The sequence below is a fragment of the uncultured Microbulbifer sp. genome (genome assembly GCF_913055755.1).
In the GTDB taxonomy this organism is placed as follows: Bacteria; Pseudomonadota; Gammaproteobacteria; order Pseudomonadales; family Cellvibrionaceae; genus Microbulbifer.
In genome coordinates this window covers 1-5,026 of record NZ_CAJXKH010000149.1, presented here as the reverse complement: position 1 = coordinate 5,026, position 5,026 = coordinate 1, and the positions used below count along the sequence as shown (strand labels likewise).

Sequence of the window (5,026 nt, the reverse complement as noted above, 5' to 3'; positions counted from 1 at the left end):
GGAAACCGGGTTCGAACCGGCGACCTCAACCTTGGCAAGGTTGCGCTCTACCAACTGAGCTATTCCCGCGAATTTGACCGGACCAGAAATTAAAGCTTCTGGCCCGGTTTTGCAAGGCCGTCGTTATGTTGCGACCTTGCGGCATTGGCATCCCCAAGGGGAGTCGAACCCCTGTTACCGCCGTGAAAGGGCGGTGTCCTAGGCCTCTAGACGATGGGGACATAGGAACTGGAGCGGGAAACCGGGTTCGAACCGGCGACCTCAACCTTGGCAAGGTTGCGCTCTACCAACTGAGCTATTCCCGCAGTGGCATCCCCAAGGGGAGTCGAACCCCTGTTACCGCCGTGAAAGGGCGGTGTCCTAGGCCTCTAGACGATGGGGACCCAGAAACCTTCTCAGCGTTGCTGACCCCGTTTCCGTAAGTCAGTAGTGCGTCGAAGTGGGGCGCATTCTATGGACACCCCGGGGGGCTGTCAACACCCGATTGAAAAAATATTAAGAAATTTTTCCTTTGCATACAGGCACTTACCGAACCCGGGCACAATCGGCCGATCACCGCGGTCGCGAATCGAACAGAATCTAATGCGCCACCCCGGCCCGCTCGCGCATCCCCCCGAGAAAGCGCCGGATTCGCCGGGCATTCTCCCCCATATCTCCGACGCCGACCCGGGAGGCGGAGCGGACATCCACCCTGGCGCCCTCCCCTTCGGCACGGATTCGCACCGCCACGTCGCTGGTAAACCCCAGAATCGGCGTGCGGGCCACCGCCTCAACCCGACCGCGGTTTGGACTCCTGGTCACTATCCGCCACCCCAGTCCTTCCCCCACTTCCGCCGCCAGGGCAGTGGCAGCGGGCACGGTCATACCGGCGAGCTGCAGCGGCTGGATATCCCGGTAGGCGGGCTCGCCGCGCTGCAGCCTGGCGACCTCTTCCCCACCGTATTCCGGCCGGTGGTCCCGATCACTGCGCAGGGCAATGGCCGCCAGTAACTGCGGAGGATCCCGGAAGTCGGTGGTAATGTCGTGGATCGGCGGCCTCTGAAAGTTGTCCTGGCCGACGGTCAGCAGCGGTACCGCCATCGGTAGCAGCCCGAGCACCATGGCCCACAGTGCCGCATTGCGGGCCTCGCCGTGACGCTTCACCATCCCCCACAGAAACACCAGCATGGACAGCAGCGCCATCCCCAGCACCGCCAGCCCGGCAGCCTTGAAGACATCGAATGCGGCCAGGAAATGGAGCAGGTTCAGCCTGAGCGCCAGGGCCGACAGGAAGATCAGCGCGAGCAACATCCACTGGATACGGTAAAGCCAGCGACTCCAGTGGCGCTGGCGTTCGCGGTAGACGGGGGATAATCCTGGGGACATGACTCCGGGGCGCCTCCCTCTATAGGTATCAGCTATAGGCATCGACTATAGATATTAGCTAAGGGCGATCTGCTGGACAGCCGGCCCTGACGGTTACTCCGGGTCCTTATCCAGTTTCACCGACAGGGAATTTACACAATAGCGCAGACCGGTGGCGGTGGGGCCATCGGGAAATACGTGACCGAGGTGGCAGCCGCAGTTGGCACAGACAATCTCGGTGCGCTGCATGCCCAGGCTGTTGTCCACATGCTCCTCGACCACCCCGGCGGTAGCTTCCGCATCAAAACTCGGCCAGCCGCAGCCGGCATCAAACTTGGATTCGGAATTGAACAGCACCTCGCCGCAACAGCGACAGCGGTATTTGCCATCCTCAAAAGTATCCCAGTATTCCCCGCTAAACGGCCGCTCGGTGCCCGCCTCTCGGCAAACGTGAAACTCTTCCTGTGTCAGGCGCTCGCGCCAGTAGTTATCGTCTTTTTCTTTTGCCATACTGTGGCTCCTTTTCGCCTGATAAGTCAGTATCCAGCGGCATTACCCTGCCCGGCCCAACACTTAGCGGCAGCGCCCCCTATCCCGGGCGCCCGAAACAGTTCGCTAACCTGATAGTTAGCACAGGGTTACCATAGCTGGTGGGATTGCGTACCGAAACCGTCGGCAACGCCAATCCGGGAACCAGCTGATAACCCGGCCCGCAACTGATAGCAAAGCCTACTAAAAGCCGAGCGCCAGTTAGAAGTTTGTGCCCAACACTAAGCCATCAGCAATGTGCTTATTGTGCTCCAGTAGAAGAAAGTAGCAATGAAGGATATTCACAAGTCGGAAAAACTCCACGGCGTCTGTTACGAAATTCGCGGCCCGGTCATGGAGCAGGCATCGCGCCTGGAAGAGGAAGGCCACCGGATCATGAAGCTGAACATCGGCAACCCGGCACCCTTCGGCTTCGACGCACCGGACGAAATTCTTCAGGACGTGATCTACAACCTGTCCCAGGCCCAGGGCTATGTGGAGTCCAAGGGCCTGTTTGCAGCGCGCAAGGCAATCATGCAGGAATGTCAGATGCTCGGCGTGCCCGGCGTGGATATCGATGATATCTACCTCGGCAACGGCGTTTCCGAGCTGATCTCCATGTCCACCCAGGCACTGCTGAACGACGGCGACGAAATGTTGTTGCCGATGCCGAATTACCCGCTGTGGATGGCCGCCACCAACCTGACCGGGGCCAAGCCGGTACTCTACCGCTGCGACGAGCAGGCGGGCTGGCTGCCGGATATCGACGATATCAAATCCAAGATCACCGCCCGCACCCGCGGCATTGTGGTGATCAACCCGAACAACCCCACCGGCGCGGTCTATCCCAGAGAACTGCTGGAGCAGATCGTGGAAGTGGCGAGCCAGCACAACCTGGTGATATTCGCCGACGAGATCTACAGCAAGATTCTCTACGACGACGCCCAGTTTACCCCCATGGGTTCCCTGGTTGACGACGTGCTGTGCCTGAGCTTCAACGGCCTGTCCAAGTCCTACCGCCTGGCCGGCTTCCGCTCCGGCTGGATGGTGATGAACGGGGCCAAGCACCGCGCCAAGGGCTTTATCGAGGGCATGGATATCCTTTCCTCCATGCGCCTGTGCGGCAATGTGCCGGCGATGTTCGCGGTGCAGACAGCGCTCGGTGGCTACCAGAGCATCAACGACCTGGTACTGCCCGGCGGCCGCCTGCGCCAGCAGCGCGACCTGGCCTGGCGCATGCTGAACGATATTCCCGGGGTAAGCTGCGTGAAACCGCAGGGAGCCATCTACCTGTTCCCGCGTATCCACCTGGACCGCCACAAGATCGAAAACGATGAAAAATTCGTGCTCGACTTCCTGCGTCAGGAAAAGATCCTGCTGGTACAGGGCAGCGCCTTCCACTGGGATGCGCCCGACCACCTGCGCATCGTATTTCTGCCGCGGGCCGACGACCTGTCTCACGCCATTGAGCGGCTGGGCTATTTCCTCGAGCGCTATACCGGCTAGGGATTTTGATGCTGGACGATCTGCACATTCACGACTTCTACCGCGATGCGGGGCGGATTCTGCTGGCGCTGTTCCAGCAGTTCCCCGCCCCGGCGACGGTCTATGTCGAAGACATCGCCGGCCCCGACACCCCGGACGAATTCGGCCTGCACTCCCCTCGCCACCTCGCCTGCCTCGGCGCCATGACATGGCTGAAGGAATGTGGCTATATCAACTTTTCGCAACTGGTACGGCAGGAAGCAGTGGAAGAAGCCTCCCTCACCCACCACAGTTTTCTGTTGCTGGTTAGCCGTGGCGACGACGGAATCAGCAATGCGGAAAAACTGAACGAGGCCGTACGGGAGGGCTCATCGCCTCAACTGGAAGGGTTGATGGTGAGGCTGATGGGGAAACTGCCCTCTTAATTTCTCGTTTCGCTTCCGCACGTGTACAGACGGGTAGCAAGCAAGGCCGCTAAAAATAAAAAAATATTTTGGCACCGGAGTCTGCGCAAGCATGTTGACTGGGTTCGAGGCGAGCGTATGATTCCCACCACTCTCAAAACCAAAGTTTGGCTGAAAACGATGAATTCACATCTGGCAATGCAAAAGACGATCATAAACAGGCGGCAAAGCCGTACCTACCTGTTATGGTCGCCAGCATGTGAATTATTTATGTGAAAACCCTTCTTTCGGGAGGGTATCAACCCTTCCGGAAATTCCAATTCTCCGCGAATTTGAAAGCCCGGAAAGCCAATTTCCGGGCTTTTTTGTTGCCCAAAGGAAATGGAACAGGATTAGGAAAATGACAGGACGGATACAGAGTGGCAAGTCGGGGCCCAAATTGACCCGACAGTATGATTGCACGGTGTGGTGGCTATTACCCATCTGTGCTTCAGGAAACCAGTTTTTCAGAACTGCCCTTTTTAGGACTGCCCCTTAACGTGCCGGCATGCCGGCATCGGATTGCCGGCTGCGTGGAATATCGAAACCCCGCATGGTGATCCATGCGGGGTTTTTATTTTGGCCTCGGTATCCATCCTCTGCGCGGTCGCGCACAGCGAAATATCGGGGCCGACACCGGGTTTATCGTTGACGACACGGACTGCGGCTCTGGTTCCGAAGGCCAGGCTGGCGCGGTTGCCTGTGGCTTACCGTGTACCGACCGTTGTACTGGCGATAGGCATTGCTATTTAGCTCAATTGGATAGAGCAACGAACTTTTAATTCGTGTGTCGCGGGTTCAAATCCCGCAATAGCCATCAACAATCGACTGTAAATCGACATTGTTAATGTAATAGAGGCCTTCGGGCCGGGGTGCGATTCCCCCCATGCCTTCGGAGCATGGATACGGGGGATCCACGGTATCGGGAATTTCCCGGTGCGCCGTGGGTCGAGCCGCCGATAGTGCGTTTGTGGGCCGTGCCTGGCAGGTTGGCTGGATCGGGACTGGGAGCTGTAATTCCCGGTAGACAGCAAGTCCTTTCTCTCCAGCCCATGCCTGCTCTCCTTTTCCAGCGGATTTTTTTGCGTGGAAATGGTTTGGCCCGGCTGGCGACAGCTATCGGCCGCGGACACCGCGGGTGGGTCCCCCAACTTTTAGCCATGCGTTCACGAGGACGCAAACTGACAAGGAGATGTCATGTACTTTTGGAAAACCATTGAAATCCC

At 58.4% G+C, this 5,026-nt stretch carries 4 protein-coding genes and 4 tRNA genes; 3 read left to right on the top strand and 5 right to left on the bottom strand.

Translation table 11 applies throughout. The annotated features are described in order from the left end of the window. Positions 1-145: 145 nt before the first annotated feature. From QZ511_RS16295 to msrB, 5 genes are all read right to left on the bottom strand, one after another. Positions 146-221, bottom strand: a tRNA-Glu gene (locus QZ511_RS16295). Between the two features lie 8 nt (positions 222-229). Beyond that, positions 230-305: transfer RNA gene (locus QZ511_RS16290), tRNA-Gly, on the bottom strand. 2 nt (positions 306-307) lie between these two features. Further along, positions 308-383: transfer RNA gene (locus QZ511_RS16285), tRNA-Glu, on the bottom strand. Between the two features lie 196 nt (positions 384-579). Next, on the bottom strand, positions 580-1,365 hold the full coding sequence (locus tag QZ511_RS16280) for a DUF1499 domain-containing protein (protein ID WP_295804075.1): 786 nt from the start codon (positions 1,363-1,365) through the stop codon (positions 580-582). A gap of 93 nt (positions 1,366-1,458) precedes the next feature. Next, on the bottom strand, positions 1,459-1,854 hold the full coding sequence (gene msrB, locus QZ511_RS16275; protein ID WP_295804073.1) for a peptide-methionine (R)-S-oxide reductase MsrB: 396 nt from the start codon (positions 1,852-1,854) through the stop codon (positions 1,459-1,461). A gap of 309 nt (positions 1,855-2,163) precedes the next feature. On the opposite strand from msrB, the gene QZ511_RS16270 reads away from it, so the two are divergent. The 3 genes from QZ511_RS16270 to QZ511_RS16260 all read left to right on the top strand — a co-directional run bounded on the left by QZ511_RS16270 (position 2,164) and on the right by QZ511_RS16260 (position 4,617). Then, positions 2,164-3,378, top strand: coding sequence for a pyridoxal phosphate-dependent aminotransferase (locus tag QZ511_RS16270; protein WP_295804070.1), 1,215 nt, complete (start codon positions 2,164-2,166; stop codon positions 3,376-3,378). An 8-nt stretch (positions 3,379-3,386) separates the two neighbouring features. Beyond that, positions 3,387-3,782, top strand: coding sequence for a hypothetical protein (locus QZ511_RS16265; RefSeq protein ID WP_295804067.1), 396 nt, complete (start codon positions 3,387-3,389; stop codon positions 3,780-3,782). Positions 3,783-4,544: 762 nt separating this feature from the next. Then, positions 4,545-4,617 (top strand) — tRNA-Lys (locus QZ511_RS16260). Positions 4,618-5,026: the final 409 nt, after the last annotated feature.